This window comes from Vreelandella nigrificans (assembly GCF_002374315.1).
GTDB lineage: Bacteria > Pseudomonadota > Gammaproteobacteria > Pseudomonadales > Halomonadaceae > Vreelandella > Vreelandella nigrificans.
The window spans coordinates 117,369-142,307 of sequence record NZ_NWUX01000007.1 but is presented as its reverse complement, the minus strand read 5'-3'; the positions used below and the strand labels follow the sequence as shown (position 1 = coordinate 142,307).

Here is a 24,939-nt window from a genome sequence, read left to right as displayed (position 1 = left end):
GACACAGAGGGTTAATAGTGGATAGTAAAGTGGACTATTACCCCGTTAAGCGATCCCACCGTTGGTTAGGTCTGTTCTTCATGTCGCATGCATAAGGGCTCCCTCGGGAGCCCTTCAATGCTTTTAATGCATGTTACTAGCGAGTGATGTGCTGATATTCACCAGAATCGGCAGTCGCATTACTCACCACCATGATGGCGATGAAGGAGGCGATGAAGCCAGGAATGATCTCGTAGATACCAGGGCCACCCATAAATTCACCGTTCCAGCCTAACGCAATCCAGATCATGACGGTGGCCGCACCTACTATCATGCCCGCGATGGCGCCATTACCGTTCGTACGCGGCCACATCAGCGACAGAATAATCAGCGGACCGAACGCAGCACCGAAGCCTGCCCAGGCATTACTAACCAGCCCAAGCACTTGGGAATCTTCGTTAGATGCAATTACCGCGGCAACGACACCTACCAGCACTACACAGACACGGCCTACTGCCACACACTGCTGTTCGGTTGCGTTCTTGTGCAGGAACAGACGGTAGAAGTCTTCAGTAAGTGATGACGATGCCACCAGAAGCTGACTGGAAACGGTGCTCATAACCGCTGCAAGCAGGGCGGCATAGAGGAAACCCGTGATCAGCGGATGGAACAGCAAATTAGCGAGGACAATAAAGATCGTTTCCGGATCCTGAATATCCAGGCCGTTACGGATTGCATAGGCGCGGCCAAAGATGCCCAGCGAAACGGCACCGATCAGGGAAATAAGCATCCAACCCATGCCAATGTTGCGGGCAATAGGTACATCCTTCAGCGTTCTGATAGCCATGAAGCGCACAATAATGTGCGGCTGGCCGAAATAGCCCAAGCCCCAGGTAACCGCAGACAGCCAGCCGATAAAGGTCAGTCCCGATGTCCAGGATAGTAGCGTGGGATCGACGCTATTGAGTGTCTCTGACGCTTGGGAGAAGCCACCACCACCTTCACCAAATAGCACGACCGCTGGCATGATGACCAATGCTAGCATCATGATGCAGCCTTGCACGAAGTCAGTCATGCTCACCGCTAGGAAACCGCCGACAACGGTGTAAATAAGCACTACACCGAGGGTGATCATCACGCCCATGGCGTAGTTGCTCATATCACCGAAGTTGTAAATGCCGGAAAACGCGCTTTCAAACAGCTTACCGCCGGCCACTAGGCCTGATGCCGTATAAACCGCGAAAAAGATAACGATAACAATCGCGGAGACGGTTCTCAGCGACATAGACCGGGTCGGAAACCGGTTGGCCAGAAACGCTGGAATGGTAATCGCGTTACCATAGTGAACGGTTTGTTCACGAAGGCGCGGTGCAACGAGAAGCCAGTTGAAGAAAGCACCTACAAGCAGGCCGATACCAATCCAGGCTGAGCCTAAGCCAGATACAAACATTGCACCGGGTAAACCTAGCAGCAACCAACCGCTCATGTCCGAAGCGCCCGCCGACAGGGCTGCGACTTTTGGGCTGAGGGTACGGCCACCCAGCATATAATCTTCAGATGAAGAGGTGGATTTGCGCATCGCATAAATACCAATGGCGATCATGAGCGCAAAGTACGCGATTAGACTGATCCAAACACCTATAGCCATGAAACTTCTCCAGTTCGTCAGAACGGGGCTAGATTTTGTACGAAAAATGCCTGCATTAGCCGACTTTTCGTACAACCCTAACTCCGACAGGTTCAGCGCACTTACCGTGCATAATCGGATCGTATGCAGACTTCGGTAGAGACGCGGCTTTTTTTGTTAGCCCTTTATCTTCACGTTACTGGCTCCGGAGAGCGCCCGCTAAGAAGGCAGCTAGAAAGGTGGCTGCCACGTATTCGCAGCCGATCAGCTGCGAAGGTAATGGCAATCCCTGTATTATTTTCCGCCATAAGGTAGTTTCCTGTTCAGAACTTCAGGTTAGTAATGCTCGATGAGCTGATTACTCATCGCCAAGCGCCAACAGTGACGCATTCCCGCCTAACGCTGCGGTGTTATTAGTAATCGTTTTCTCTGTCACAAAGCGCGTCAAGTAATGAGGGCCACCGGCTTTAGGGCCTGTGCCTGAAAGACCTTGGCCACCAAACGGCTGAACGCCCACCACCGCACCGATAATGTTGCGGTTAATGTATACATTGCCCACCCGCATCTTCTGTGCTATTTCAGCGGCAAAGGATTCGTTGCGGCTGTGTACCCCAAACGTCAGGCCGTAGTTGCGACCGTTGATGTCATTAATGACTTTATCGAGCTCTTTGGCTTTGTAGCGCACTATGTGCAGTACCGGACCGAATTGCTCGCGGGTAAGTGCGTCAATGCTGTCGATCGTAAAGGCGACAGGGGCAACAAAAGTACCGTTTTGAGTGTGCTCTGCGGCCATGGCGGTTTCTGCCACTAAGCGGTTTTCACCCTTTAATGTGTCGATATGAGCCAATAGACCTTTACGAGCATCTTCGTCGATAACGGGCCCCACATCGGTACCTAGGTCGCGCGGGTCGCCAACGCGTAGTTCATTCATGGCGCCTTTGAGGATTGCAATGACGCGATCAGCAACATCATCCTGAAGGTAAAGAACTCGCAGCGCGGAACAGCGCTGCCCGGCGCTCTGGAATGCAGATTGAATTACATCCACGACGACTTGTTCTGGCAGGGCAGTCGAGTCCACAATCATGGCGTTCATGCCGCCCGTTTCAGCGATGAGCGTGGGAAGAGGAGCATTTTCCCGCGCCGCCAATGCGCGGTTAATAATCTGCGCAGTATCGGTGCCGCCGGTAAATACCACGCCGGTAATCCGCGGGTCAGAGGTCAGTACACTGCCCACGGTAGGGCCATCACCTGGTAACAGCTGAACAACATCGCGGGGCATGCCTGCTTCGTAGAGCAGTTCAATGACGCGATGAGCAACAATTGAAGTCTGTTCTGCAGGCTTAGCTAGCACCGTGTTGCCAGCGACGGCGGCTGCAACTACCTGACCGCAGAAAATGGCAACGGGGAAGTTCCAGGGGCTAATCGCAGCGAATACGCCTTTGCCGCCAAAGATCAAGCGATTAGACTCCCCAGTAGGGCCAGGAAGCGTCACAGCTTCGCCAAAATCTTCTTCCGCGCGCATGGCATAGAAACGGCAGAAATCAACCGCTTCTTTGATCTCATCAACGCCATCGGTGAGCAGCTTGCCGCCTTCCCGGGAGCATAATGCCATCAGTTCTGGCATGTGCTCTTCCATCAAATCACCAAGACGACGCACGATCGCGGCACGTTCGGCCACAGGCGTCGCATCCCAGCGGGGAAACGCTGCCCAGGCGGCGTCCAGTGCTTTGGTCGCTTGCTCTTTGCTGGTCCACTGCACGCTGCCCACGATTTGACGGCGATCAAATGGGCTAGTCACGCTATGGGTAGTGGCAGCGTCGTCAGCCACATCAAAGGCGAGTAGCGGTTTAGCGGGGTATTGCTTATCCATAAACGCGGCCATCTTTTCCATCAGCGGATAGTAGTGGCTGCGAATATTGAGATTCACCCCGCGGGAATTACGTCGTTTTGGCCCGTAAATGTCTTTAGGCAATGGAATGTTCTGGTTAGCCAGGTTTTTCTGCTGGCGAAGCGTTTCTATTGGGTGCTTGCACAGCCACTCTACCGGCACGTCCGGATCTACTAGCTGGTGAACGAACGATGAATTTGCGCCGTTTTCCAGTAGGCGGCGAACCAAGTAGGGCAGCAGATCTTTATGAGCGCCCACTGGGGCGTAAATGCGGCAGTAGGTGCCTTTAGGTGCACGTTCAAGTGCGGCGTCGTATAGGGCTTCACCCATGCCGTGCAGACGCTGGAACTCAAACGGACGGCTGTCACGGTTGGCAAATTCTAGAATCGTAGTGATCGTGTGGGCGTTGTGGGTAGCGAACTGTGGAAAAATGCGCCCTTTGGTATCGTCAGAAAGTAGGAATTGCGCGCAGGCAAGGTAAGCCACATCGGTGCCCGCTTTGCGGGTAAATACCGGGTAGCCGTCAACGCCAAGCTGCTGAGACTCTTTAATTTCGGTATCCCAATAGGCACCTTTCACCAGGCGTAGGGGAATTTCGTCTCCCTGCTGGTCGGCTAGCCGGTTAATGTAATGCAATACTGGTAGTGCACGTTTTGAATAGGCCTGGATGACTAAACCGAAATGCCCCCAGCCTTTGGCTGCCGTACTTTCGTAGATGGCCCGGAATACTTCCAATGAAAGCTCAAGCCGATCCACTTCTTCGGCGTCAATAGTCACTGCCACACCCAGTGCACGGGCCTGGGTGACAAGTTTGATAACGGTGTCGACCAGTTCAGCAAGTACCTGTTCACGGCGACCAAACTCATAGCGAGGGTGCAACGCAGATAGCTTGATGGAAACAGACGGCGCAGGTGTCTTATCGCCAAGGGTTTTGCAGGTTTTGCCTACTTGTTCGATAGCGCGCGCGTAATCATCAAAATAGCGCTTAGCATCGTCACGGGTGCGGGCCGCTTCACCCAGCATATCGTAGGAGTAGGTGTAGCCTTTATTAAACAGTGGCTTTGAGCGTTTGAGTGCTTCGTTAATGTCGCGCCCTAATACAAACTGCTTACCCATGATCTTCATCGCTTCGTACATGGCGCGGCGAATAACCGGTTCGCCCATGCGGTTAACCATGCGATTAATGAAGCTGGCAGGCTGCCCCTCTTTGGGGTGATCCATCTTGAGTACGCGGCCGGTCATCAATAAACCCCAGGTAGAGGCATTGACCAACCAGGACTCGCTTTTACCCACGTGGGACTGCCAGTCGGCGGGCCCGAGTTTATCTTCAATCAGCGCGTCGGCGGTTTCTTTGTCGGGAATGCGCAGCATAGCTTCTGCTAAACACATCAGCATTAGCCCTTCATGGGTATCCAGGCTGTATTGCTGCAGCAGTTCGTCGATAGTGTCGACGGCGGTGTCCATTTTGCGTACGTCGCGTACCAGGGCAGCAGTATTTGCCTCAATGCGAGCGAAGTCTTCGCGATCAGCATCCAGCAGCTTGATTAGTTCGCTTACGTAGGTGTGTTCGTCCACGATGTAGTGGTCACTAACACGCTGCATAAGTGCATCAAGGTCGGCTTGCCAGATGGCAGAGTCACGCATTTTCTTGGCATTGAGCATTGAGGCCCCCGCGAGTCTGAGCTAATACAGTTAATGGCAGGGCATAGTGCCCAAGCTAGCGCTCGAATGTAGAGCGCTCCGCTCTCAAGTGCATGTCGTTTTCATGGCAAAACGTGTCAATTTCACGGCAAGATTAGTCACATTAAGACTTTAGTTTAATTTTTTTCGGCTTTCCAACTGGTTCTGGCACGTTAATGTGCAGAGGTTGGTAAGTTGACTGAGTATGATGACGGAGTGTTTTTAGGGGTTATTGTGGCGGTGGAACCCTGGCGCAATTTTCGTGGCGACAGGCCGTAACTACGACGGATGGCGTGGGAGAGAGCGCTTTGGTTGGCAAAGCCTGTTTGAATGGCAATGTCAGTGAGTGGGAGACGGCTTTGTAAAATAAGCTGTCGGGCGGCATGTAAGCGCTGTCGTCTGACATACTGCCATGGTGATAAGCCTGTCTGGGCGCGAAAGCGCTCTGAAAAATGAGCTTCGCTGAGGCAGGCAATCTTGGCCAGATCTCCGACACGGAATTCATCAGCCAAGTGCCGACGAATAAAACGATCAATTTGATCAAGATCAAGGCGCCGTTGAGCTGCGGTAGGTAATGTGCCTAGACGTGCTTTTAGAGAACCCAGCAACGTTGCTGCTAAGCGGTCTTGCTGGAAAGAGGTTGCTGCCGTGTCAAATCCTTGGGTCAGTTCGCTCTCCACGAAGGCCAAATAGTGACGAAGCGGATTGTCTAGTGCAAAAAAACGCGGAGCATCGAACAGGGCAACAAGTTCACGATGCTCGCCAGTAAGGGCAGGAGCATCTTCGGGTAAATCAAGAATTAGCTGACGGTTATGGCCATTGCCAGAGTAATAATGTTCATGGTTAGCAGGCACTATGCAGCCAGAGAATGCGTTAACCCGCCCACCTAGCCCTTCAATTTCAAACTCAGAGGAGCCGCATAGCGTAATCACTATTTGATGGAAATCATGGGCATGGTGCTGTGTGGCACTTTCCAAAGGAATATGACGAATAGTGCTACTAGGCATAGTGATCTCCTCATCGGTGTTGCGTGGAGGCCTACATCAGCGTTGTTGAGTCTGGCGCAACGCTGTATGGGCTGCCAGATGGTCACGCAACACACTGAGCTCTGCATGGCCTTCCTGATTAAGCAGCGGTTTACCCTGGGCAATCTGCCAGCGCCGTCCATGTGCGTCCATCAAATGCATGGCTCGGCGTCGGATGCTGTCCAAATACTCATCATGACGTATCGGGTAACCAATTATAGTGTTCCACTCCGTTTCGCTGACTTGGCTGTTGAGAGCTTTATCGAATAGCGCGATTAAATCGTTAGCCTCGGTGCGATAACGAGGTGTGCCTGCAGTGACAAGCGCTAGAAAAACGCAGCCTATTACCAGTAAGCAGACTCCCAGTACCAGCAAATAAAGCGCCATGTGTAGTTCCCTATGCATTCGGGTGGCATGAGCTAATTAGTATACGCCCGTGCTTGGGAAGACGAAAATTTTGCTGTTTTGCGAACTTTTCATGATCAGAGTGTCAGAGTGTGTACAGGCAACATAGTGATAGCAGTCGCTAATAGTGTTGCTCTGGCTATTGTTTTCGATCCCTTGCTTCCGCTGCTTATTAAATTAAGCAGCGGTTTTTTTTGTTTTGCACTCCCATGCAGCCAGGGCGTTTGTCCTGGATTATCCAGCGTTTAATGGCGCCGAATGGTCAGTAAAGCGATCAAAATATCTCGACGGGTAACAATACCAACCAAACGCTGCTGCTCTACTACCGGGTAAATTTTAGGCTTTGCGCCTAGCATTTCCTGGGCTAGGTCAGTGATGCTTTTGTTAGGTGTAGTGGTTAAAACTTCCTGGCGCATTAGCTCGCGAACCAGAGGCGCTTCATCATCATGGTAAACGCTATCTAGCACGCGGCCTAGCACATCCTGCTCCGAGATAAAGCCAATCAAACGGTCAGAGGCATCGACAACCGGGGCGCCGGGCAGACGATGAAGGGCTAACCCCTGTGCCAGGGTAGTAATGGAGGTCTCGGGCGAGACACGGTAGCAGTCACGGGACATAATATCGCGTACGGTATCCGGGATTTTATTGTTCATGGGAGCACTCCATAGCGTAATGCGCACAGTTATTCTGAAATAAAACGAAAATCGACGACTATTGTCGATTCTATTAATGTAGAAGATTTAACTAGACCTGCGCTGCTCTCATTCTTTGTACATTCAACGCTTTGTCCTCTTTCCCAGCCTTGTCTTTTAAAACATGTGAGGAGTCTTTATGGACGCACGTGAATATCTAAATCGCCAAGGTGTTGGTCTTGATCGTGATCAAGAGCGGCCTAATACGCTAGAAGAGAAAGCGTGGGAGCGTGCGCGTGGCTCGGGTAATCAGCGGCCCAACTCAGGCACGCCCCACGACTGGGAGGATTGGGAGCACTACCATGCTGATTTAGCGGAGGGTGCTGAAACACTTGAGCAAAAAATCGATAAAGAGGCTCATCGGAAAGCGCTTGCCCATGAAAAAGAGCAAGCTGAACACGCTCAAACAGCGGTAGGGCACTTTACTCCTCCGGCCCATAATGAGCCATCAGGACAGTCGCCCCCATCGTCTGCAACTGTCACGGAGTCAAGTACTCTACTGTTTGCCTACCGTGCCCTTGCAGTGTTGTTGCCTCCAATGGCAGTGGGCTTAACGGAAGGGGGGGCAGTTCGAGTAGCCATTAGTTCTGTTTTAACCTTAATGGGCTGGCTGCCAGGCGTGGTTTACGCCTTTATATGGCTAAATAAGCGTTAAACGTTGTGTCATCCCTTTATTAGACCATTGGCAGGCGTCGCGAAGCGCGTATAATCGCCGTTAACCACTCTTTAATCTAAGGTTTACTAATGGGCTATCTTCTCGGGGTGACGGCGCTTTGGGCGTTCTCGTTTTCGTTGATTGGTGTTTACCTAGCTGGTCAGGTAGACAGCTATTTTGCCGTATTGGTAAGAGTCACTCTGGCCATGCTGGTATTTCTTCCCTTTCTGCGCCCCAGTTTGCTGCGTGGCAAGCAGCGCTTGGCGCTAATGGCACTTGGTGCCGTGCAGTTGGGCGTTATGTATGTTTTCTTTTATCAATCGTTTCTGTTGCTTTCGGTACCTGAGGTGCTGCTATTTACGATTTTTACACCCATTTATATCGCGCTACTAGACGATTTAATGTTTGGGCGTTTCACGCCCATTTATTTAGTTACCGCCCTGTTAGCTGTGATTGGTGCAGGGGTAATTCGTTACGATGGTGTAGACAGCGGTTTTTGGTTAGGGTTTTTAGTAGTACAGGGCGCTAACCTCTGTTTTGCGATTGGCCAAGTCGGCTATCGCCGTCTAGCCGCTGACCTGCCTCCAACACTGCCATGGCATAGTGTGTTTGGCTGGTTCTTTGTGGGCGCTATGGCGGTTGCGCTACCGGCGTTTCTGCTGTTTGGCAATACTGCTGGTTTGCCGACTACCTCCGTGCAGTGGGGCGTGCTGGCTTGGCTTGGTTTAGTAGCCTCTGGAGTGGGCTATTTCGCTTGGAACCAGGGAGCCACTAAAGTTGATGCTGGGACCTTGGCGATTATGAATAACGCGCTGGTGCCTGCTGGTTTGGTGGTCAATCTTGTGATCTGGAACCGCGATGCGGATATTACCCGGCTGATATTAGGAGCGGTGATTATGGTTGCTTCATTATGGCTTAACCAGTCGTGGTTAAAGCGCCGTGCTATAGCTACTGTGTGATTATTTGCTCGATACTACGCGACTCTCCATAATGTCGGCTGATGCTTGCGAGAGGCGCCCATGCCTAACACCCCGACAATAAATACTGCACCAATAGCGCCTGCACATAGTGATAAACCGTTTAACACCATTGGTTTAATCGGGCGCTTGGGAAGCGATAAGGTAGTTGACTCGCTAAGGCGCTTAGTTAATTACTTGGTGTCAAACGGCTACAAAGTAATCGTTGAAGATCGTACGGCAACGGTAGTGCCTGATCATGGTCAGCCAGAAGCTAGCCGCCGTATGTTGGGTGAGCTTTGTGATTTGGTCATCGTAATTGGCGGTGATGGCAGCCTGTTAGGCGCCGCCCGAACACTTTGTCGCAGCGGCACACTGATTTTAGGTGTAAATAGAGGGCGCTTGGGCTTTCTGACTGATATTTCACCTGCCGAGCTTGAAACCCGAGTAGGCGAGGTGCTAGCTGGAGAATTTGAGATTGAAGAGCGCTTTTTGCTTGATGCTGTGCTCTATCGTAACGGTGTGGCGGTGGGTAATGGGGATGCGCTAAACGAAGTGGTTGTGCACCCTGGCAAGGCAGTGCGCATGATTGAGTTTGAGCTGTTTATTGATGGTCAGTTTGTCTATAGCCAGCGCAGTGATGGCCTGATAATCGCTACTCCTACCGGCTCCACTGCTTATGCGCTCTCTGGTGGTGGGCCTATTATGCACCCTAAGCTGGATGTGGTTACGCTGGTGCCGATGTTCCCTCATACGCTTTCCAGCCGCCCGATTGTGATTGATGCCGCAAGCGAAATACGCATCCATATTGGTGAAACCAATCACTCCTACCCGCATATTAGCTGCGATGGGCAAACCCGTGCTGTTGCAAAGCCCGATGATGTGCTGGTGATCAAGCGCAAGCCTGAGCGTGTTCAGCTGGTGCACCCCATTGGGCACAACTTCTATGAAGTACTGCGCAGCAAACTTGGCTGGAGCCACCGGTTAGGGGATTAGGCATGGAGGGATACGACTTAATAGGCGATGTGCATGGCTGTGGAGCTACCCTGGCAGCTTTGTTAGAGAAGTTAGGTTATCACCAGCGTGGCGGTGTATACCGGCACTCACGCCGTAAGGTCATTTTCCTGGGCGACTTGATTGATCGCGGGCCGCGTATTCGTTTAGCAGTAACAATCGCTAGGCGGATGGTAGAGGAGGGTGAAGCGCATATCGTGATGGGGAATCATGAGTACAACGCTCTTGCCTACACCTGCCCCGCGCCGCTTGGCAGCAATAAACGGTGGCTGCGTGAACATACCCCAAGGCATAACCGTATTATTGAAGATACTTTGGCCCAGTACCGTGATTACACTAACGAGTGGGAAGATACCCTGGCGTGGTTTAGAACCATTCCTTTATGCCTTGAACTAGATGGTATTCGCGTAGTGCATGCCTGTTGGGATGAAACGTTAATCCGCGAGTTAAGGAGCCGTGCGCCCGATGCTTGTATGGATAACCGCTTCTTAATTGAATCCACTGATCCTTCTACTCAAGCGTTTCGTATTCTTGATCGCCTGACCCGTGGCACCTATATCCCGCTACCACCGGGGATTGCTATCCACTCTGGAGACGGTTTCACGCGGCAGAGCTTCCGCACCCACTTTTGGTCAGCTAATCCGCAGCAGTGGGGAGATGTGGTTTTCCAGCCGGATAATTTGCCCGGCAATTTGGAGGCTCGAAGCTTGACGCCCCAAGAGCGACAGCGCCTGAGCTACTATAGCCCCGAGCAACCCCCTCTATTTATTGGCCACTACTGGTGTGAGGGAATTCCAGCGCTACCGACTAATAACATCGCCTGCCTAGACTATAGCGCAGTAAAATATGGTCGTTTAGTCGCTTACCGTTGGAGTGGTGAAGAAAAACTGAATGCTGATCATTTTGTTTGGATTCAAGTGCCTAGAGAAGAACGATCGCAGCTAAAGCCATGGGAAATCGATTTTGATTAAACAAAATTACATTAATATGCATTTGGTTACATAATTTTTGCAAAACTGCTGAACTAACCTAGTTGCCGGCTATCAGAGTAAGTGTTCCCTTGAATGATCCCTTGCTTTTACCCGGCGGCCCCCTCCGCCGGTTTTTTTTGTTTACACGCTGGCTAAACCGACGACTGCAGACGCTTGGAATAAGTAATATGCAAATAAGGAAGACGCCATGCATCCAGTAACGCTTTTACCGATTGATGCAGACACCAGTGAGCTGCGCAAAGCGTTATGGCATTACCGCATTGGGCACCGCATTACCAATGAAGCCGATGGGCAGCTACTCTGGGTGGCTGATCCACGTCAACACGCCGAGCTCTCTAGGCTTTTAGCTCGTTGGGAGCGAGGAGAACCGCTGATTATTGATCCCCCTAAGGCACGCCTGCCAGCATCGCGCAGTGTTTTCGCCATTGCCCGACAGCTGCCAGTTACCGCGTTGATGATTGGTGTAAGCTTAATCATCTTTGCTTTAATGGGTGTTTTTGGCGACCTACTCGTGGTGGCATTGACTATCGTGCCGATTGGCATCGCGGGTGGGCAGCTGGTCTATGGCTCCCTTGGCGATACACTGGCATCAGGTCAGGTTTGGCGTCTACTGTCTCCTGCATTTCTTCATTTTGGTTGGATGCATCTGATATTTAACCTGATGTGGGTATGGTATTTCGGTCGCCAAGTTGAGCAACTGCAAGGCAGCCGCACTATGTTGTGGTTGCTCCTGTTTGCCGGTATCGGAGCCAATTTGGCGCAATATGCTACAGGTACCGTCCTATTTGGCGGAATGTCAGGTGTTGTCTATGCACTGCTAGCCCACGTATGGCTGATGTCTCGGCGTGTTCCACAAAGTGGTTTTTTTGTCCCCCAAATGCTGGTGGTTTTTATGCTGGGGTGGATGGTGTTCACTATGACTGATGTCGCTGGTAGCGTTGGTTTTGGCAACGTGGCCAATGAAGCACACCTGGGCGGGCTGCTCGTGGGGCTAGCAACAGGATGGTATTATTCATCTAAACGAAGCAAGCGCTGAGCGAGGAGCTTACGATGAGCGATATGACCTTTGATCGAATGATCAATCAAATGACCCCAGCGATCTATGAAAGCCTCAAGCAAGCGGTATCGCTGCGCAAATGGCCTGATGGGCGTCGGCTAACACCTGAGCAAACAGAACTCTGTTTAGAGGCGGTAATACGCTACGAAGTTGAAAATAACGTGCCTGAGGAGAACCGCGTAGGCTACCTGGAACAGCGTACCTGTGGTGCTAGTGCTACGGGCGTTGGCGTGACACCAGAAATGGCGGGCTTGGCTCGGGATGCCACTCGTGACTGATAGTCTGTTTGCTGACCAGTCTCCGATTACCCCGTCATCAACTGCCCAGGGCTGTTTAAGCAAAATGGCAGCAGCATTGCCAGCTAACCCTGATGAGGCGGTGATTTACCATCTGCGCGCAGGTGAGCAGCGTATTTTACTTAACGAGCGTATTGGTGACCGATTTAGCCTTGCTTGGAGCGGAGCTATTGCTTGTACGCACTGTGGTCGGGCAACTAAAAAAAGCTTTGCCCAAGGTTATTGCTACCCCTGTTTTAAGCGCTTAGCCCAGTGCGACACTTGTATCATGAAGCCAGAAACTTGCCACTACCACCTGGGGACCTGTCGCGAACCTGAGTGGGGCGAAAAACACTGCTTTCAGCCGCATATTGTCTATTTGGCGAACTCATCAGGGCTGAAGGTTGGTATTACACGGAAAAAACAGATGCCAACCCGCTGGCTTGACCAGGGTGCTATTCAGGCTCTTCCTATTCTGGAGGTGGATACTCGCCAACAGTCTGGCCTTGTAGAGATGCTGTTTAAAGAGCGAGTAGCTGATCGCACCAACTGGCGCACCATGCTTAAAGGTGAAGTGGAATTGTTGGACTTAGCTGCAGAGCGCGACCGGCTTTTCACAGAACTAGCCGATGGATTAGCTCAGCTGCGAGAGGCACATGGCGCTGACGCCATTCGTACGTTGCATGATCAGCCATTCTATTTTAACTATCCCGTCGAGACGTTCCCAAGCAAGGTAGTCTCGCATAACTTTGATAAAAACCCCCAAGTCGAAGGCGTTTTACAAGGTGTTAAAGGGCAATACCTCATGTTTGATACAGGTGTTATTAACCTTCGTAAATTCACAGGTTACGAGGTTTTGGTAAGTTAAACGGCTAGCCAGAGCGATGTACGTTGACTAAGGTTAAGGGGAGTAGACCACCCCAACGCAACGCAAGGAAGCCGCAATGCCCTGGCTAAAACTGCTCCATATAGCCGCGCTAGTGATCTGGTGCGGTGCCTTGCTGTATTTACCAGCTCTGCTTAGTCATGCCTTGCAGCTTCGCAAAGACTCTGGCTTTGCCCAGGGCACGCCACCCATGCCGCGCTTCTTCTACAACTCGATTGCCACTCCCGCAGCGCTCGCAGCGATTGCATCGGGTACCTTACTATTTTTGTTAAACGGTCTTTTAGGTGGCTGGTTAATTTTCAAGCTTGTTGCCGTGGTGTTGATGGTGGCTGCTCACGGTTGCTTTGGCTGGTTAATTTTGCGTTTGGAAATGGGCATTTATAAAGGTGTGAAAGCTGCCATGTTGCTTGCTTTATTGTTGGCTGTGGCGGGTATTTTAGGCGTGCTGGGGTTTGTGCTAGCCAAACCACTGGACTGGAGCTAAATGGTTATGAAGAGCTTCGTTTACCAAGTGGCGCCATTAATCCACATCTACCCCTACAGCGTGCTCATAAACCAACTGTCCGCCGAGCCAGCCCGCCAGCGCGATAAGCGCAGCAGTGAGCAACGATATTGCAAACCCCCAGGGCAGAATGGCACTTGGCTCATTAAGGCGCAGCAGCCAGTTAAGCGACGCCAGCGAGAGCATTACAACGGCCACAATCGCATGGCTCCAACCAGTGATCAGGCGGCGGATACGCGAGACGGTGACCAGGTCAATGATCCCGGCGATGGACGCAATCCAGCCACCAAAAGCCCCCACACCAGCCAACCAAAGGCCGCTGCGCAGCCAGAAGGGGTCGCTGGTGTACCAGTAAGCCAAGTCACTGGCAACCAGCGCCATCAAGGCGGCCACAGGAAAGTGGATCATTACTGGATGCAGTGGATGGCCAGCCAGAGAGGCTCGGCTTTTGATTGATCGTTGGGGAGTAGGTGTCATAGTCACTTCCTGTGGGCAGACAAAGGGAAATAGCAAATGAGGGAACGCAACAGCTACACGATCTTGTCGAATATTCAACGCGTATCGAGCCGGAGGGTCAACCTAATCGCCCTTATAGCGGTGATTGTCATTGCCGGGTTTACCGCAGGGTGCTCGGGTGATAAGTCTATTTTAGACCCTGCTGGGCAAGCTGCGCGTGATGTGACGTTAATTTGGTGGATCATGCTCAGTTTTAGTGCGGTTGTACTTATCGTGGTCACCGTATTATGGCTGTATGCCTTTAAGCCAAGAGAGGTCACACGAACAGCTGCTCAGGAGCGCGGTATTGCTCGCCGTTGGATTATAGGCGGTGGCATTGTGTTGCCTGTAGCCAGCATCACTGCATTATTAGCTTTTGGTGTACCTGCTGGACAGCGCATGTTGCCGCTGGGGGAGCCAGCGGAAGTCATTGAGGTAATTGGCCACCAGTGGTGGTTTGAGGTGCGCTACCCCAACGCCGAAGGGGGAGAAGTGGTGACCGCAAATCATTTGGTCATGCCCGTGGGCGAGCCGGTTGATTTTAATGTTAGTGGTGCAGATGTGATTCATGGATTCTGGATACCACGCTTAGGAGGGAAAATCGATATGATCCCTGGGCGTGTCAACAGGATTCGTTTAGAAGCAGATATACCTGCTGTTTTTGGTGCGCAGTGTGCGGAGCTTTGCGGTGTTGGTCATGCCCACATGCATCTGCATGTTGAGTCGCTCCCCAGAGAGGAGTACGACGCTTGGCTAGGTGCTCGGCAAGATGAGCAGCTGAGCGCTCTAGCCACGGCTGATGCCGACCAGGAGGAGGTGCGTGACGCCTTCAGGACGCACTGTGCCAGCTGTCATCAAGTGGCAGGAGTAAGTAGTGGCAATATTGGCCCAGATTTATCCGATATCGGTAGCCGTGCCACTTTAGGAGCAGGGGTGATGGTGATGGAGGAGGGTGCTGTGAGTCAGTGGCTTAAGCACCATCAAACGCTCAAGCCTGGGAATAGAATGCCATCGCATGGCGATATGGACACGGACACCCTGGATGCCCTGGGTGCTTGGTTGGAGACTTTGAGCCCATGAGTACAGACTCCACAAATACAGTAAATCAAGCCGCTGCCAAGCAAGATCCTCAACAGTTGCATGATGATCTGCATGAGATTTGGGGGAATCCAAAAGGACTTAAAGCCCTTACGATTGTCAATCACACCACGCTGGGCCTGCGCTTTATGGTCACTGGGATGGTGTTTTTCTTGATTGGCGGCATTCTTGCCATGCTGGTGCGCACCCAACTGGCGATGCCCGATCAAGACTTCATGTCGCCGGACATCTATAACCAAGTTACCACCATGCATGGCACGGTGATGATGTTTCTATTCGCGATACCCATGTTGGAAGGGTTAGCGATCTACATGATCCCCAAGATGATCGGCGCTCGAGATTTGGTCTGCCCCAGACTGACCTCGCTGGGCTATTGGTGCTACCTATTTGGCGGCATCATTCTGACCTCTAGTCTGATTTTAGAAATGGCGCCGTCCAGCGGTTGGTTTATGTATACGCCGCTAAGTAGCAGTGAATTTTCACCCGATTTGGGCTCAGACTTCTGGCTACTGGGCATTACCTTTGTGGAAATCTCTGCACTATCGGCAGGCGTTGAAATTGTAGTCTCTATCTTACGTACTCGCACCCAGGGCATGGCACTGCATAAGATGCCTCTATTTGCCTGGTACATCCTCGCTATGGCGCTAATGATTGTGGTGGGGTTTCCTCCTTTGATTTTGGGCAGCATTTTGCTCGAACTCGAGCGTGCTGTTGGGATGCCATTTTTTGAGGTGGCCGGCGGCGGTGACCCTATCTTATGGCAACACTTGTTTTGGCTTTTTGGCCACCCAGAGGTGTACATCATTTTCCTGCCTGCTGCGGGCATTATTTCTACGCTGATACCCGTATTTGCTGGGCGTCCCATTGTTGGCTATGGCTGGGTGGTATTCGCCATTATAGTGACGGGATTTATTAGCTTCGGCTTATGGGTGCACCATATGTTCACCGTTGGCATACCCCAGCTTGCTCAAGCATTTTTCTCAGCAGCCAGTATGTTGGTGGCTGTGCCTACTGCTATTCAAGTATTCGTTTGGCTTGCCACACTATGGCTTGGCAAGCCAAAAATGAAGCTGCCAATGCTCTGGGTAATGGGCTTTTTAATTATCTTCGTGTGTGGCGGTTTAACCGGCGTGATGCTGGCGCTGGTACCGTTTAATTGGCAAGTGCATGATACCCATTTTGTTGTAGCGCACATGCATTACGTGTTGGTCGGCGGTATGTTCTTCCCGCTAATTGCCGGGCTTTACTACTGGCTGCCGCTATTCTCTGGGCGTATGCCATCCGAAAATTTAGGCCGCTGGGGGTTTTGGCTTACCTTCCTAGGATTCAATGGCACCTTCCTGATCATGCACTGGACAGGGCTGTTGGGCATGCCACGCCGCATTTATACCTACGATACCGGTATGGGGTGGGATATTTATAATTTGCTCTCATCGGTAAGCAGCTTCGTTATGTCGGCAGGTATAGCGATGGTTTTGCTGGATATAGCGCTGCACTTCCGCTTTGGCAAGCCTGCCAAACAGAACCCTTGGAATGCCGATACGCTTGAATGGGCAAATAGCATGCCGCCAAGTGCTTATAACTTTGTCAGCCTGCCGAAAGTTGAGACACGTCACCCCCTCTGGGATGACCCGAATCTTCCCTACACTATGGCTGAGGGCAAACATTCGTTGGCGGTTGCCTCTCATGGCCGGAGGGAAATGTGGGGAACTGATCCAATTACTGGCAAGGTGCGCGAAATTATTCACCTGCCGGGTAACTCATGGTGGCCACTGTTTGCTGCTTTAGCCTTGGCCGTGGTGTGTATTAGCCTCCTTGTGCGTGTATATGCATTGGCAGGTATCTTTGTCCTGATTGCGGGTGTTTTTCTACTGCGTTGGTCGTGGGAAAATGGCACGCATCCCAAAGCTGCGCCGGAAGCGGCTGTAACCCCTGGCGATCCGCCGCTGCACTCACGCACAATGGATGGCCCTGGGGTATGGGCGATGGCCATCTTCTTGATTGCCAACGGCTCGTTTTTCCTCTCCTACCTCTTTGGCTGGTTCTATCTCTGGACCGTGTCGCCCGAGTGGCGTATGCCCGATATTTCACCGCTCTCCTTAAGCTTGTTGGTGGCGGCAGGACTTGCCGTATCGGCAGGGTGCGGTGTGATGGAAAAGCTGATACGTGGCCTTCGCCATAAAAGTGATGTGGGCTTGGGGGCTGGTTTGTACTTGGTTGGTGGACTAGGCGCTGTGCAGGTAGTGTTCACTGGCTGGGCGCTCTATGGAGCCAACTTATCACCCACTGAAACCAGCCATGATGCAGTAATGTTGTTCGGGCTTATATACGCCCTGTTTCACGGTGGTTTGGCAGTTATTCTGACGGTACTGCAAGGGCTACGCGTAGGCTATGGTTACGTGGGTGCCTATGCGCCTTTTGAACCAGTGGTAGTAGCACAACTATGGCGCTATAACGTGGTTACTTTCTGGGTACTGGTGGGTGCGCTAGCTGTGCTGCCCCGTGTAATAGGAAGCTGAACACTATGGTATCAATGATGGAGCGTTTGCGTTTAACTCACCCCTTCCACTTTGTGATTGGTTTAACACTATGGTGTATCTGGTTTGTCGCGGTTTATGGCGGGCATGCGGTAGCCTGTGAAGCTGCGGCGCCCGCGTCTGAACAGGGCGTATTTACCCTACTGAGTGGGGGATTGCTGCTGGTTAGCGTTTTGACCATTGCCTTGCTGGCAGCACTCGCCTTGTGGTGTTGTCAGGCAGCGAAACAGCACCAGGGACGACGGCGGTTCAATGCGGCAATTTCAGCGGGGTTATATCTATTTTCCGCACTTGGCGTTGTGTTCGTCGCGCTGCCTATTATTGGAGTGCCCCCTTGCCTGTAAAGGTATTGTTGCACCATGCATAAAGAAGTCGCTGAGCACGAAAGGGGGAGTGAGGCACCGCTCTATACCCTCCACGGTATGTGGTGTACCAGCTGCGCGTTGGCTGTGGAGGGAGTGCTTAAACGTCTTTCAGGAGTTATAGAGGTTAGCGTTCACTACCCAACCGCCACGGTATGGGTGAAAGGCGATCCTGACGCCATCCAGCTAGTTGCGCTGGCCCCTCATGTAGCTAGTATCGGCTACCAATTAACCGAGCTTGAAGCCGTTAGCGATGCCCATGCACGCCTTGAGCAAGAGAGTCGCTACCTTACGCTCCGGTTAGTTGTAGGAGCAGTGTTTGGTATGTGGACCATGCTGGCATCGCTGTTGATATATGCCGGTGCGCTGCCTAGCCATCAGGTGGAAAGTGTAGTGGCGTGGGCCTCTGGGGCGTTTTCATTACCCGTGGTGCTTTACTCAGGATTGCCGTTTTACCGTGCGGGTTGGCGTACGCTTCACGCCAAGCGCCCAGGTATGGACGTGCTCGTAAGTTTAGGCGTTATTGGTGCGGTGGTAGTTTCTGTTGGGCTGCTATGGCGTGGTTCGGCGGAGGTCTACTTCGACACTGCCGTGATGCTGATTGTGCTGCTACTCGTTGGCCGTCTAGTAGAAACCCTGTGCAGACAGCGGGGCTTGAGAGCCTTTGATTCGCTGGCGCTACCCAGCGTCGATGTGGTTGTTTGCCAACACAGTCAGCGAGAAACTTTGCCCGTTGAAAAGATTCCCCTGGGTGCACAAATAGAAGTGGCATCAGGTGAAACTATACCGCTGGATGGCACGCTGGAAACACCAGGATGGATAGATAGTGCGATGCTATCCGGAGAAAGTGTGCCGCGCTTTTATGCTAGTGGGCAGAAAGTATATGCAGGCTGCCGCTATTTAGGTGTGGAAACTCCCCTTATGCTTCGGGTCACTGCACCCGCTGGGCAGCGGCGACTCGATAAGCTGTGTGAGCAAATGCGCCGCTTTCAGGCACAAAAGGGCGAATTGCAAACCATGGCTGAGCGGTTCGCTGCGTGGTTAAGCCCCGCTGCGCTTGTGCTGGGGGGATTAACGCTGCCTGTTGCGATATTGTTCGGCGTAGGTTGGGAAGATGCCATAGTGCGCGCACTGTCGGTGTTAGTAGTGGCTTGCCCCTGTGCGGTGGGGCTTGCGGTACCCTTGGCCAGTCTGGCAGGCAGCGGCCAAGCTATGCAACAAGGGATTGCCCTACGTGACCCCGCAGCACTGGAAACCCTCGCCAAAGTGCATGTGATCGTATTCGATAAAACCGGCACATTAACTCGTGGGCAGCACCGCATGCTGCATGTCGCCCTGCGCAATTCCAAAGACAAGGCCGTTTTTCGGCAAATGCTATATAGCGCTGTGGGACATAGCGAGCATCCGCTAGCGTATGGACTACTGCACTGGGCAAAACCATCAGGGGAGCATGGGGGGCAACCTGACCCTGCCGAGATAGTAGAGATCCCGGGAGAAGGCCAGCGTATTACCTTCAGCAACGGTGAGCAGTGGTGGCTAGGCAGTGCCGTTTGGGTTGAGCACCAGCTGCAACAACAGGGTCAAGTATTGCCTATAAACGCCCAGGATCCAGCTTACGGTTTTGCTTCTCAAGTAGTGGTGGCCGATGGTCAGGGGTGGTTAGCCACTCTCTATCTGGCCGATCAGCCGGTAACCGATGCCCAAGTAACAATACGGCAGCTGCAAATGTCGGGCTATGGGCTGGCGATGATTAGCGGGGACCGTCAAGGGCCAGTGAACTGGGTGAGCCAGCAGGTGGGCTTGCCGAAAGAAGCGTGCTACTCACAGCGCTCGCCAGAAGCCAAGGCAAAACTGCTAGCCGCGCTACCATCTCCCACGCTTTATGTTGGGGATGGTGTCAACGATACACTCAGCTTAGCCGCAGCAGGGGTTGGCGTTGTTCCTATGCAGGCAAGCGAAGCCGCTAGGGAGGGCGCAGCAGCTCAGCTGCTAACCCCTGGGGTCAGTGGCGTGGTGCGGCTGCTTGGAATTGCTAAACGCACGCGCCGAGTGATGGTGCAAAATCTTATTTTCTCAGCACTTTATAACACCCTGGCCCTGGGGTTGGTGGTGGTGATGGCGATACCACCGCTGGTGGCTGTGCTGGCCATGGCGGCAAGCTCATTAAGCGTAACGCTTAACGCTGCGCGATTGGCATGGTCTGAGCCGGAAGGCAATGGTTCAGATAAGTTGAATTAAGGCGAATAGCCAAGCGTTTGTTTAAGTCGTTCAGCATTTGTAGCGACCCAGCGAGGATCTATCGCACCCCAGTCACGTATCTGGTAGTGACCAATATTATGGCGTTCGCCTTCGTCTTTCTCGAAAACGCACTCGATATCCAGCTCCGCAAGCGAGGAGATAGTGTCTTGCGCTGTACGGCGAGGCATGCCGGTGGCTTCAATTAATGCGGGCACGTTCGCGATACCTTGCTCAATTAAGTACGCTATATATAGACGGCGGTAAAAACTCGACTTGGTTTTGCTTAAAGCGGTGGTCATGCAATCTCCTGTTGAAGCGCAAAATAGCGGTAAAACGATGAAGCCAGCATAGCGGCGGGGTGGAGATGGTAATGGCAAATGATAGCTCGGTGCGTAGTCAGGAAATAACGTTTTCGAACGAACTTAACCAAGCGCTCGCAGGTGCCATCAGTACGTTGCGCACTATCCACTTTACCTCACATTTTACCAAGCTTCTGCGTACATTAGTTACCTTCGACTGTACTGTTATAGTGGGCTACCGGCCCGCTAAACACCCTATTTATCTGTTCGACTCCCTACAGGAGCAGCGCGAACTACTGTTCCAGCGTTATTTGATGGATGCTTATCAGGAAGACCCATTTTTGCTACTGCTTGCCCAGCAACAAGAGCAAGGCGTTTTTAGCATCGAAGACACCTCTCCATTTAAGCGCGTTAGCGATACTTATCAGCAGGGTTTTAATCAGCAAACGGGCTGGCAGGATGAGGTATGCATTATCTTGCAACTGGGTGGTGAGGATTGGTTGGTGATATACCTGGGGAAATTAAGTGGTCCGGAAACTCAGCACGCAGGTTTTACATGTGCCGATCGTGATCGGCTAACCGGTTACCTGGGTGTACTCTCCGCACTTTGCAAGCAGCATTGGCAAGTACCGTTTCATCTTGCTAGCACGACAGTAAATAGTGACATAGCGGCAACGCTGCGCCAATCCGCCGAAAGCTTTGGGAAAGCACTATTAACTCCAAGGGAGCAGCAGGTTGCCGCACTTTTAGTGCAGGGTATGGATAGCCATGAAATAGCCGAGCATTTAGCAATAGGCCACGGCACAGTGAAAAACCATCGCAAGCGTATTTATGCGCAATTAGGTATTACGTCTCTGAGTGAGCTATTTGGTCTGTTTCTTAACCATACCGTTGCAGCGTCAACACCGCCACGCTAATCGATGCCTTTATCCCTTTAGGGATATCGTGCTAATTCAAAATGTCTCTTAGCCTTAGTGTACGGATGAAACAACCTAAAGGGCGACAACGTGGGCACCTCATTACTACTAAGCGATTTACATAGGCGTGGTTTAATTGCTCAAGCAACCCATGAGCAAGCGCTAAGCGAACTACTGAGTTCGCCGCAAACGGTTTACTGCGGTTTTGACCCCACTGCGGGCAGTTTGCACATTGGTCATCTGGTGCCGCTATTAATGCTAAAGCGGTTTCAGGATGCTGGTCATCATGGTGTAGCGCTGGTAGGCGGTGCCACAGGCATGATTGGTGATCCCAGTTTTAAGGCTACCGAGCGCTCACTTAATTCCCCTGAAACGGTGAAGGGGTGGGTAAAGGCGCTAAATGAGCAGATTTACTGGCTGATGGCACCCCATCTGGAAGCACCGTTTAAGGTGGTAGATAACGCCGAGTGGATTGGCGAGATCAACGTGATTGATTTCTTTCGTGATGTGGGCAAACACTTTTCGATGAATGCCATGATCAATCGAGAGTCTGTCAGACAGCGCCTTGAGCGGCCAGATCAAGGGATGTCTTTTACTGAATTTAGCTACGCATTGTTGCAATCCTACGATTTTGCCCATTTAAATCGCACACTAGGTTGCCGTTTGCAGATAGGTGGTAACGACCAGTGGGGGAATATTGTTAGTGGTGTTGATTTAACCCGGCGCTTGAACAGTGAGCAGGTAATGGGGATGACGCTACCACTCATCACCAAAGCCGATGGTACCAAGTTTGGCAAAACGGAATCAGGTACGGTTTGGCTCGACCCTAAGCAAACATCTCCTTACCACTTCTACCAGTTTTGGTTAGGCACCGACGACCGCGACGTGTACCGCTTCTTACGTTACTACACCTTTTTAAGCTGTGATGCGATTGATGAAATTGAGGCCAATGATCGACTAGCGGCAGGAAAGCCCCAAGCACAGCGAATCCTGGCTGAAACAGTGACCCGCTTTGTGCATGGTGAGGAAGGGCTTGAGACTGCTCGGCGTATTTCCCTGGCACTATTTAGCGGTGACGTTGCAACGCTGGCGTTACATGAGCTTGAGCAGTTAGCACTGGATGGCTTGCCTTGTTTTCAAGTATCACCGGAAGAGCCACTAGAGAGCGCATTGGTAAAAGGTGGCCTAGCAAGCTCTAAACGTCAGGCTAGAGAGCTAATTGAACAAGGTGCCGTGCGCATAAACGGAGAGCGTGCTGGCAAAGCTTGCCTGGGCGAGAATTTCGCACTGTTTGATACCTATTGGGTGGTACAAAAAGGTAAAAAGCATTTCTGTTTATTGACCCGTGCTATTCAGTAAAACAAGTCTCCTCAATAAAACAAGTCTCCTTGTGCCTGCGGTGGCCGAAAATCGCGGGTGTTTAGGCCTTGTTCGGTGCGAGGCTGTAACTTCCACTGGCGGCTGGCACGATTAAATCGCTGCGCTATCAAATCGGCAAACACCCCTTCACCGCGAAAGCGTTTGCCAAACTGTGCATCGTAGGTTTGGCCGCCACGGCACTGACGCATTAGGCTCATTACTTTCGCTGCACGCTCTGGGTAATGAGCTTCCAGCCATGCTTCAAACAGTGGGGCAACTTCATGGGGCAAGCGCAGTAGCATCCACGTTGCCGTGCGGGCACCTGCACGGCTAGCAGCTTCCAGCAGCCTTTCAATTTCATGATCGGTTAGGCCCGGTATAACCGGCGAAATTAGTGTGCCTACTGGAATACCAGCGGTATTCAGCTCGCGAATTGTCCGTAAGCGAGCCTGAGGTGATGCAGCCCGTGGTTCTAAAGTACGTTTTAGCTTGGTATCCAGGCTCGTCAGGCTGACAAACACCCTTACTAGGCGGTACTCTGCCATTTCCGCGAGAAGCTCTAAATCACGTAGCACTAAGGTGCTTTTCGTCACTAGCGTGACTGGGTGGCGGCATTCTAATAGCAGTTCCAGCAAGCGCCGTGTGGTTTGATAAGTTGCCTCTAATGGCTGGTAGCAGTCAGTGTTGCCGGATAGGTTGAGGGGGCGACACACGTAGCTTGGGTGGCAAAGCTCCTCCGTTAAACGCTCCACCAAACCACTGCGGGCGATTAGCTTGGTTTCAAAATCTAGCCCAGGTGACAAATCCCAGTAGGCGTGAGAAGGGCGCGCATAGCAGTAAACACAACCGTGCTCACAGCCACGATATGGGTTCAGTGAGCGATCAAAAGGTAAATCCGGTGAGCGATTCCACGACAACGCGCTTTTGCTCACTTCCTCACGCACCTCTGTGGCGATAGTGGTGGATACTTCTTCTCGCCACCAACCGTCGTCTCCCGCCACGCTACGGTTAGGCGAAAAGCGGTTGTGCGGGTTGTAGGTCGCTCCGCGCCCTTTGTAAAACGTTGTTTGATCCGGCTGGCCAAGAGATGCCATGAAACCACCTCTTTTATATGATTTTATATACAGTAGTTGCAAAGCTAAAAGAAATCAACTGTAGGTAAATGACTGAGCCTGACTGGTGGTTAAAAGGAAGCTACCCAAGTAACTGCCTCGGGTTTAATCTGCTCAGTGGGGTTGTGACCAAAGCGCTAGCGAGGAGGGGTTATGTCGAAAGTGGTTATTGTGACAGGGGGAGGTAGAGGTATCGGAGCAGCAACGGCAAAATTACTGGGCGCTAAAGGCTATGCCGTGTGTGTTAACTATCTTGCCAATAGAGAACGGGCGGATGAGGTGGTTGAGTGCATTATCCGTGATGGTGGTCGAGCGTTTGCCCACCAAGCGGATGTTAGTAGTGAAGCTGATGCGATCCGCCTGTTTGATTCAACAGAGGAGCGCTTTGGCAGTGTGACGCATTTGGTTAATAATGCAGGCATTCTGTTCACTCAATCTAAACTGGTTGATATCGACCTTGAGCGCTTTAATCAAGTACTGAAGAGCAATGTGGTGAGCTGTTTTCTATGTTCAAGAGAAGCCGTCAGGCGCTTTAAATCAGGTGGTGCCATTGTTAACGTCTCCTCGCTTGCCTCTCAAACAGGTTCGCCATTTGAGTATGTTGATTACGCTGCATCGAAAGGTGCCATGGATACCCTGACCAAGGGGCTATCTCGCGAAGTTGCCGCCTCGGGGATTCGTGTTAATGCCGTTCGTCCCGGCTTTATCTACACTGATATGCATGCCGATGGTGGTGAGCCGAAGCGGGTGGATCGTTTAGCACCGCAAATTCCTATGCAGCGTGGTGGTTCCGTTGAGGAAGTGGCCAATACCATCGTTTGGTTGCTTTCGGATGAAGCTTCATACGTCACGGGGTCATTTATTGATGTAGCAGGGGGGCGGTAATACT

23 protein-coding genes are annotated in these 24,939 nt (G+C 51.9%); 15 read left to right on the top strand and 8 right to left on the bottom strand.

Annotated elements, in window-relative coordinates:
- Positions 1 to 136: 136 nt before the first annotated feature.
- The 5 genes from putP to CPA45_RS10505 form a co-directional block, all read right to left on the bottom strand.
- Positions 137 to 1,627: a sodium/proline symporter PutP gene (gene putP / locus CPA45_RS10525; RefSeq protein ID WP_096651503.1), complete on the bottom strand. Its 1,491-nt coding sequence runs from the start codon at positions 1,625 to 1,627 to the stop codon at positions 137 to 139.
- 337 nt (positions 1,628 to 1,964) lie between these two features.
- On the bottom strand, positions 1,965 to 5,156 hold the full coding sequence (putA, locus tag CPA45_RS10520) for a bifunctional proline dehydrogenase/L-glutamate gamma-semialdehyde dehydrogenase PutA (protein WP_096651502.1): 3,192 nt from the start codon (positions 5,154 to 5,156) through the stop codon (positions 1,965 to 1,967).
- 191 nt (positions 5,157 to 5,347) lie between these two features.
- Positions 5,348 to 6,181, bottom strand: coding sequence for an AraC family transcriptional regulator (locus CPA45_RS10515; RefSeq protein WP_244287580.1), 834 nt, complete (start codon positions 6,179 to 6,181; stop codon positions 5,348 to 5,350).
- Between the two features lie 36 nt (positions 6,182 to 6,217).
- Positions 6,218 to 6,586 carry a hypothetical protein gene (locus CPA45_RS10510; protein ID WP_096651501.1) on the bottom strand — a complete coding sequence of 123 codons (369 nt, stop codon included), beginning with the start codon at positions 6,584 to 6,586 and terminating at the stop codon, positions 6,218 to 6,220.
- 263 nt (positions 6,587 to 6,849) lie between these two features.
- Positions 6,850 to 7,257 carry a CBS domain-containing protein gene (locus tag CPA45_RS10505; RefSeq protein ID WP_096651500.1) on the bottom strand — a complete coding sequence of 136 codons (408 nt, stop codon included), beginning with the start codon at positions 7,255 to 7,257 and terminating at the stop codon, positions 6,850 to 6,852.
- Positions 7,258 to 7,435: 178 nt separating this feature from the next.
- On the opposite strand from CPA45_RS10505, the gene CPA45_RS10500 reads away from it, so the two are divergent.
- The 8 genes from CPA45_RS10500 to CPA45_RS10465 all read left to right on the top strand — a co-directional run bounded on the left by CPA45_RS10500 (position 7,436) and on the right by CPA45_RS10465 (position 13,615).
- On the top strand, positions 7,436 to 7,951 hold the full coding sequence (locus CPA45_RS10500; protein WP_096651499.1) for a YqaE/Pmp3 family membrane protein: 516 nt from the start codon (positions 7,436 to 7,438) through the stop codon (positions 7,949 to 7,951).
- 89 nt (positions 7,952 to 8,040) lie between these two features.
- Complete coding sequence (locus tag CPA45_RS10495) at positions 8,041 to 8,910, top strand: carboxylate/amino acid/amine transporter (RefSeq protein ID WP_096651498.1); 870 nt, start codon at positions 8,041 to 8,043, stop codon at positions 8,908 to 8,910.
- A 60-nt stretch (positions 8,911 to 8,970) separates the two neighbouring features.
- Entirely contained in the window at positions 8,971 to 9,903 is a 933-nt protein-coding gene (locus tag CPA45_RS10490; protein WP_078088033.1) for an NAD(+) kinase, read from the top strand.
- A gap of 2 nt (positions 9,904 to 9,905) precedes the next feature.
- A complete protein-coding gene (locus tag CPA45_RS10485; protein WP_096651497.1) occupies positions 9,906 to 10,892 on the top strand; it encodes a metallophosphoesterase in 987 nt (328 codons plus the stop codon).
- 208 nt (positions 10,893 to 11,100) lie between these two features.
- Complete coding sequence (locus CPA45_RS10480; RefSeq protein ID WP_096651496.1) at positions 11,101 to 11,949, top strand: rhomboid family intramembrane serine protease; 849 nt, start codon at positions 11,101 to 11,103, stop codon at positions 11,947 to 11,949.
- Positions 11,950 to 11,963: 14 nt separating this feature from the next.
- Entirely contained in the window at positions 11,964 to 12,248 is a 285-nt protein-coding gene (locus CPA45_RS10475; RefSeq protein WP_096651495.1) for a YeaC family protein, read from the top strand.
- The gene (locus CPA45_RS10470; RefSeq protein WP_096651494.1) at positions 12,232 to 13,113 is read left to right on the top strand and encodes a DUF2797 domain-containing protein; all 882 of its coding nucleotides are present in this window, start codon (positions 12,232 to 12,234) and stop codon (positions 13,111 to 13,113) included. The genes CPA45_RS10475 and CPA45_RS10470 overlap by 17 nt, the downstream gene beginning before the upstream one ends.
- A 76-nt stretch (positions 13,114 to 13,189) precedes the next feature.
- Positions 13,190 to 13,615 carry a CopD family protein gene (locus CPA45_RS10465; protein ID WP_096651493.1) on the top strand — a complete coding sequence of 142 codons (426 nt, stop codon included), beginning with the start codon at positions 13,190 to 13,192 and terminating at the stop codon, positions 13,613 to 13,615.
- Positions 13,616 to 13,651: 36 nt separating this feature from the next.
- Here the strand turns inward: CPA45_RS10465 and CPA45_RS10460 are convergent, their stop codons facing one another.
- Positions 13,652 to 14,110, bottom strand: coding sequence for a DUF2231 domain-containing protein (locus tag CPA45_RS10460; RefSeq protein WP_096651492.1), 459 nt, complete (start codon positions 14,108 to 14,110; stop codon positions 13,652 to 13,654).
- Positions 14,111 to 14,146: 36 nt separating this feature from the next.
- On the opposite strand from CPA45_RS10460, the gene coxB reads away from it, so the two are divergent.
- The 4 genes from coxB to CPA45_RS10440 are packed head-to-tail and all read left to right on the top strand — an operon-like array spanning position 14,147 to position 20,363.
- Positions 14,147 to 15,208 (top strand): cytochrome c oxidase subunit II, encoded by a 1,062-nt coding sequence (coxB, locus tag CPA45_RS10455; RefSeq protein ID WP_096651491.1) that lies wholly within the window; start codon positions 14,147 to 14,149, stop codon positions 15,206 to 15,208.
- Positions 15,205 to 17,745, top strand: coding sequence for a cytochrome c oxidase subunit I (ctaD, locus tag CPA45_RS10450; protein WP_096651490.1), 2,541 nt, complete (start codon positions 15,205 to 15,207; stop codon positions 17,743 to 17,745). Before coxB ends, ctaD begins: the two co-directional genes overlap by 4 nt.
- Positions 17,746 to 17,750: 5 nt before the next feature.
- Positions 17,751 to 18,107, top strand: a complete 357-nt coding sequence (locus CPA45_RS10445) for a hypothetical protein (RefSeq protein WP_096651489.1) — start codon at positions 17,751 to 17,753, stop codon at positions 18,105 to 18,107.
- 15 nt (positions 18,108 to 18,122) lie between these two features.
- Entirely contained in the window at positions 18,123 to 20,363 is a 2,241-nt protein-coding gene (locus tag CPA45_RS10440) for a heavy metal translocating P-type ATPase (protein ID WP_165771537.1), read from the top strand.
- Here the strand turns inward: CPA45_RS10440 and CPA45_RS10435 are convergent.
- Positions 20,360 to 20,662 (bottom strand): winged helix-turn-helix domain-containing protein, encoded by a 303-nt coding sequence (locus tag CPA45_RS10435; RefSeq protein WP_096651488.1) that lies wholly within the window; start codon positions 20,660 to 20,662, stop codon positions 20,360 to 20,362. The genes CPA45_RS10440 and CPA45_RS10435 overlap by 4 nt on opposite strands.
- A gap of 71 nt (positions 20,663 to 20,733) precedes the next feature.
- Here CPA45_RS10435 and CPA45_RS10430 point away from each other — a divergent pair, with 71 nt between their 5' ends.
- Both CPA45_RS10430 and tyrS read left to right on the top strand, forming a co-directional pair.
- A complete protein-coding gene (locus CPA45_RS10430; protein ID WP_096651487.1) occupies positions 20,734 to 21,579 on the top strand; it encodes a LuxR C-terminal-related transcriptional regulator in 846 nt (281 codons plus the stop codon).
- 90 nt (positions 21,580 to 21,669) lie between these two features.
- Positions 21,670 to 22,938, top strand: coding sequence for a tyrosine--tRNA ligase (gene tyrS / locus CPA45_RS10425; protein ID WP_096651486.1), 1,269 nt, complete (start codon positions 21,670 to 21,672; stop codon positions 22,936 to 22,938).
- A gap of 11 nt (positions 22,939 to 22,949) precedes the next feature.
- Here the strand turns inward: tyrS and CPA45_RS10420 are convergent, their stop codons facing one another.
- The gene (locus CPA45_RS10420; protein ID WP_096651485.1) at positions 22,950 to 24,032 is read right to left on the bottom strand and encodes a PA0069 family radical SAM protein; all 1,083 of its coding nucleotides are present in this window, start codon (positions 24,030 to 24,032) and stop codon (positions 22,950 to 22,952) included.
- A gap of 171 nt (positions 24,033 to 24,203) precedes the next feature.
- Here CPA45_RS10420 and CPA45_RS10415 point away from each other — a divergent pair, with 171 nt between their 5' ends.
- Entirely contained in the window at positions 24,204 to 24,935 is a 732-nt protein-coding gene (locus CPA45_RS10415) for a glucose 1-dehydrogenase (protein WP_096651484.1), read from the top strand.
- Positions 24,936 to 24,939 lie beyond the last annotated feature (4 nt).

Bases quoted from the DNA above. Each gene is read 5' to 3' on its own strand.
- CPA45_RS10510 (WP_096651501.1), bottom strand. From the start codon at position 6,586: ATGGCGCTTTATTTGCTGGTACTGGGAGTCTGCTTACTGGTAATAGGC.
- CPA45_RS10515 (WP_244287580.1), bottom strand. From the start codon at position 6,181: ATGCCTAGTAGCACTATTCGTCATATTCCTTTGGAAAGTGCCACACAG.
- CPA45_RS10415 (WP_096651484.1), top strand. From the start codon at position 24,204: ATGTCGAAAGTGGTTATTGTGACAGGGGGAGGTAGAGGTATCGGAGCA.
- CPA45_RS10460 (WP_096651492.1), bottom strand. From the start codon at position 14,110: ATGACACCTACTCCCCAACGATCAATCAAAAGCCGAGCCTCTCTGGCT.
- putA (WP_096651502.1), bottom strand. From the start codon at position 5,156: ATGCTCAATGCCAAGAAAATGCGTGACTCTGCCATCTGGCAAGCCGAC.
- CPA45_RS10495 (WP_096651498.1), top strand. From the start codon at position 8,041: ATGGGCTATCTTCTCGGGGTGACGGCGCTTTGGGCGTTCTCGTTTTCG.
- CPA45_RS10430 (WP_096651487.1), top strand. From the start codon at position 20,734: ATGGCAAATGATAGCTCGGTGCGTAGTCAGGAAATAACGTTTTCGAAC.
- CPA45_RS10475 (WP_096651495.1), top strand. From the start codon at position 11,964: ATGAGCGATATGACCTTTGATCGAATGATCAATCAAATGACCCCAGCG.
- CPA45_RS10465 (WP_096651493.1), top strand. From the start codon at position 13,190: ATGCCCTGGCTAAAACTGCTCCATATAGCCGCGCTAGTGATCTGGTGC.
- CPA45_RS10470 (WP_096651494.1), top strand. From the start codon at position 12,232: ATGCCACTCGTGACTGATAGTCTGTTTGCTGACCAGTCTCCGATTACC.
- CPA45_RS10485 (WP_096651497.1), top strand. From the start codon at position 9,906: ATGGAGGGATACGACTTAATAGGCGATGTGCATGGCTGTGGAGCTACC.
- CPA45_RS10500 (WP_096651499.1), top strand. From the start codon at position 7,436: ATGGACGCACGTGAATATCTAAATCGCCAAGGTGTTGGTCTTGATCGT.
- coxB (WP_096651491.1), top strand. From the start codon at position 14,147: ATGAGGGAACGCAACAGCTACACGATCTTGTCGAATATTCAACGCGTA.
- putP (WP_096651503.1), bottom strand. From the start codon at position 1,627: ATGGCTATAGGTGTTTGGATCAGTCTAATCGCGTACTTTGCGCTCATG.
- CPA45_RS10440 (WP_165771537.1), top strand. From the start codon at position 18,123: ATGCATAAAGAAGTCGCTGAGCACGAAAGGGGGAGTGAGGCACCGCTC.
- ctaD (WP_096651490.1), top strand. From the start codon at position 15,205: ATGAGTACAGACTCCACAAATACAGTAAATCAAGCCGCTGCCAAGCAA.
- CPA45_RS10505 (WP_096651500.1), bottom strand. From the start codon at position 7,257: ATGAACAATAAAATCCCGGATACCGTACGCGATATTATGTCCCGTGAC.
- CPA45_RS10480 (WP_096651496.1), top strand. From the start codon at position 11,101: ATGCATCCAGTAACGCTTTTACCGATTGATGCAGACACCAGTGAGCTG.
- CPA45_RS10445 (WP_096651489.1), top strand. From the start codon at position 17,751: ATGGTATCAATGATGGAGCGTTTGCGTTTAACTCACCCCTTCCACTTT.
- CPA45_RS10435 (WP_096651488.1), bottom strand. From the start codon at position 20,662: ATGACCACCGCTTTAAGCAAAACCAAGTCGAGTTTTTACCGCCGTCTA.
- CPA45_RS10490 (WP_078088033.1), top strand. From the start codon at position 8,971: ATGCCTAACACCCCGACAATAAATACTGCACCAATAGCGCCTGCACAT.
- CPA45_RS10420 (WP_096651485.1), bottom strand. From the start codon at position 24,032: ATGGCATCTCTTGGCCAGCCGGATCAAACAACGTTTTACAAAGGGCGC.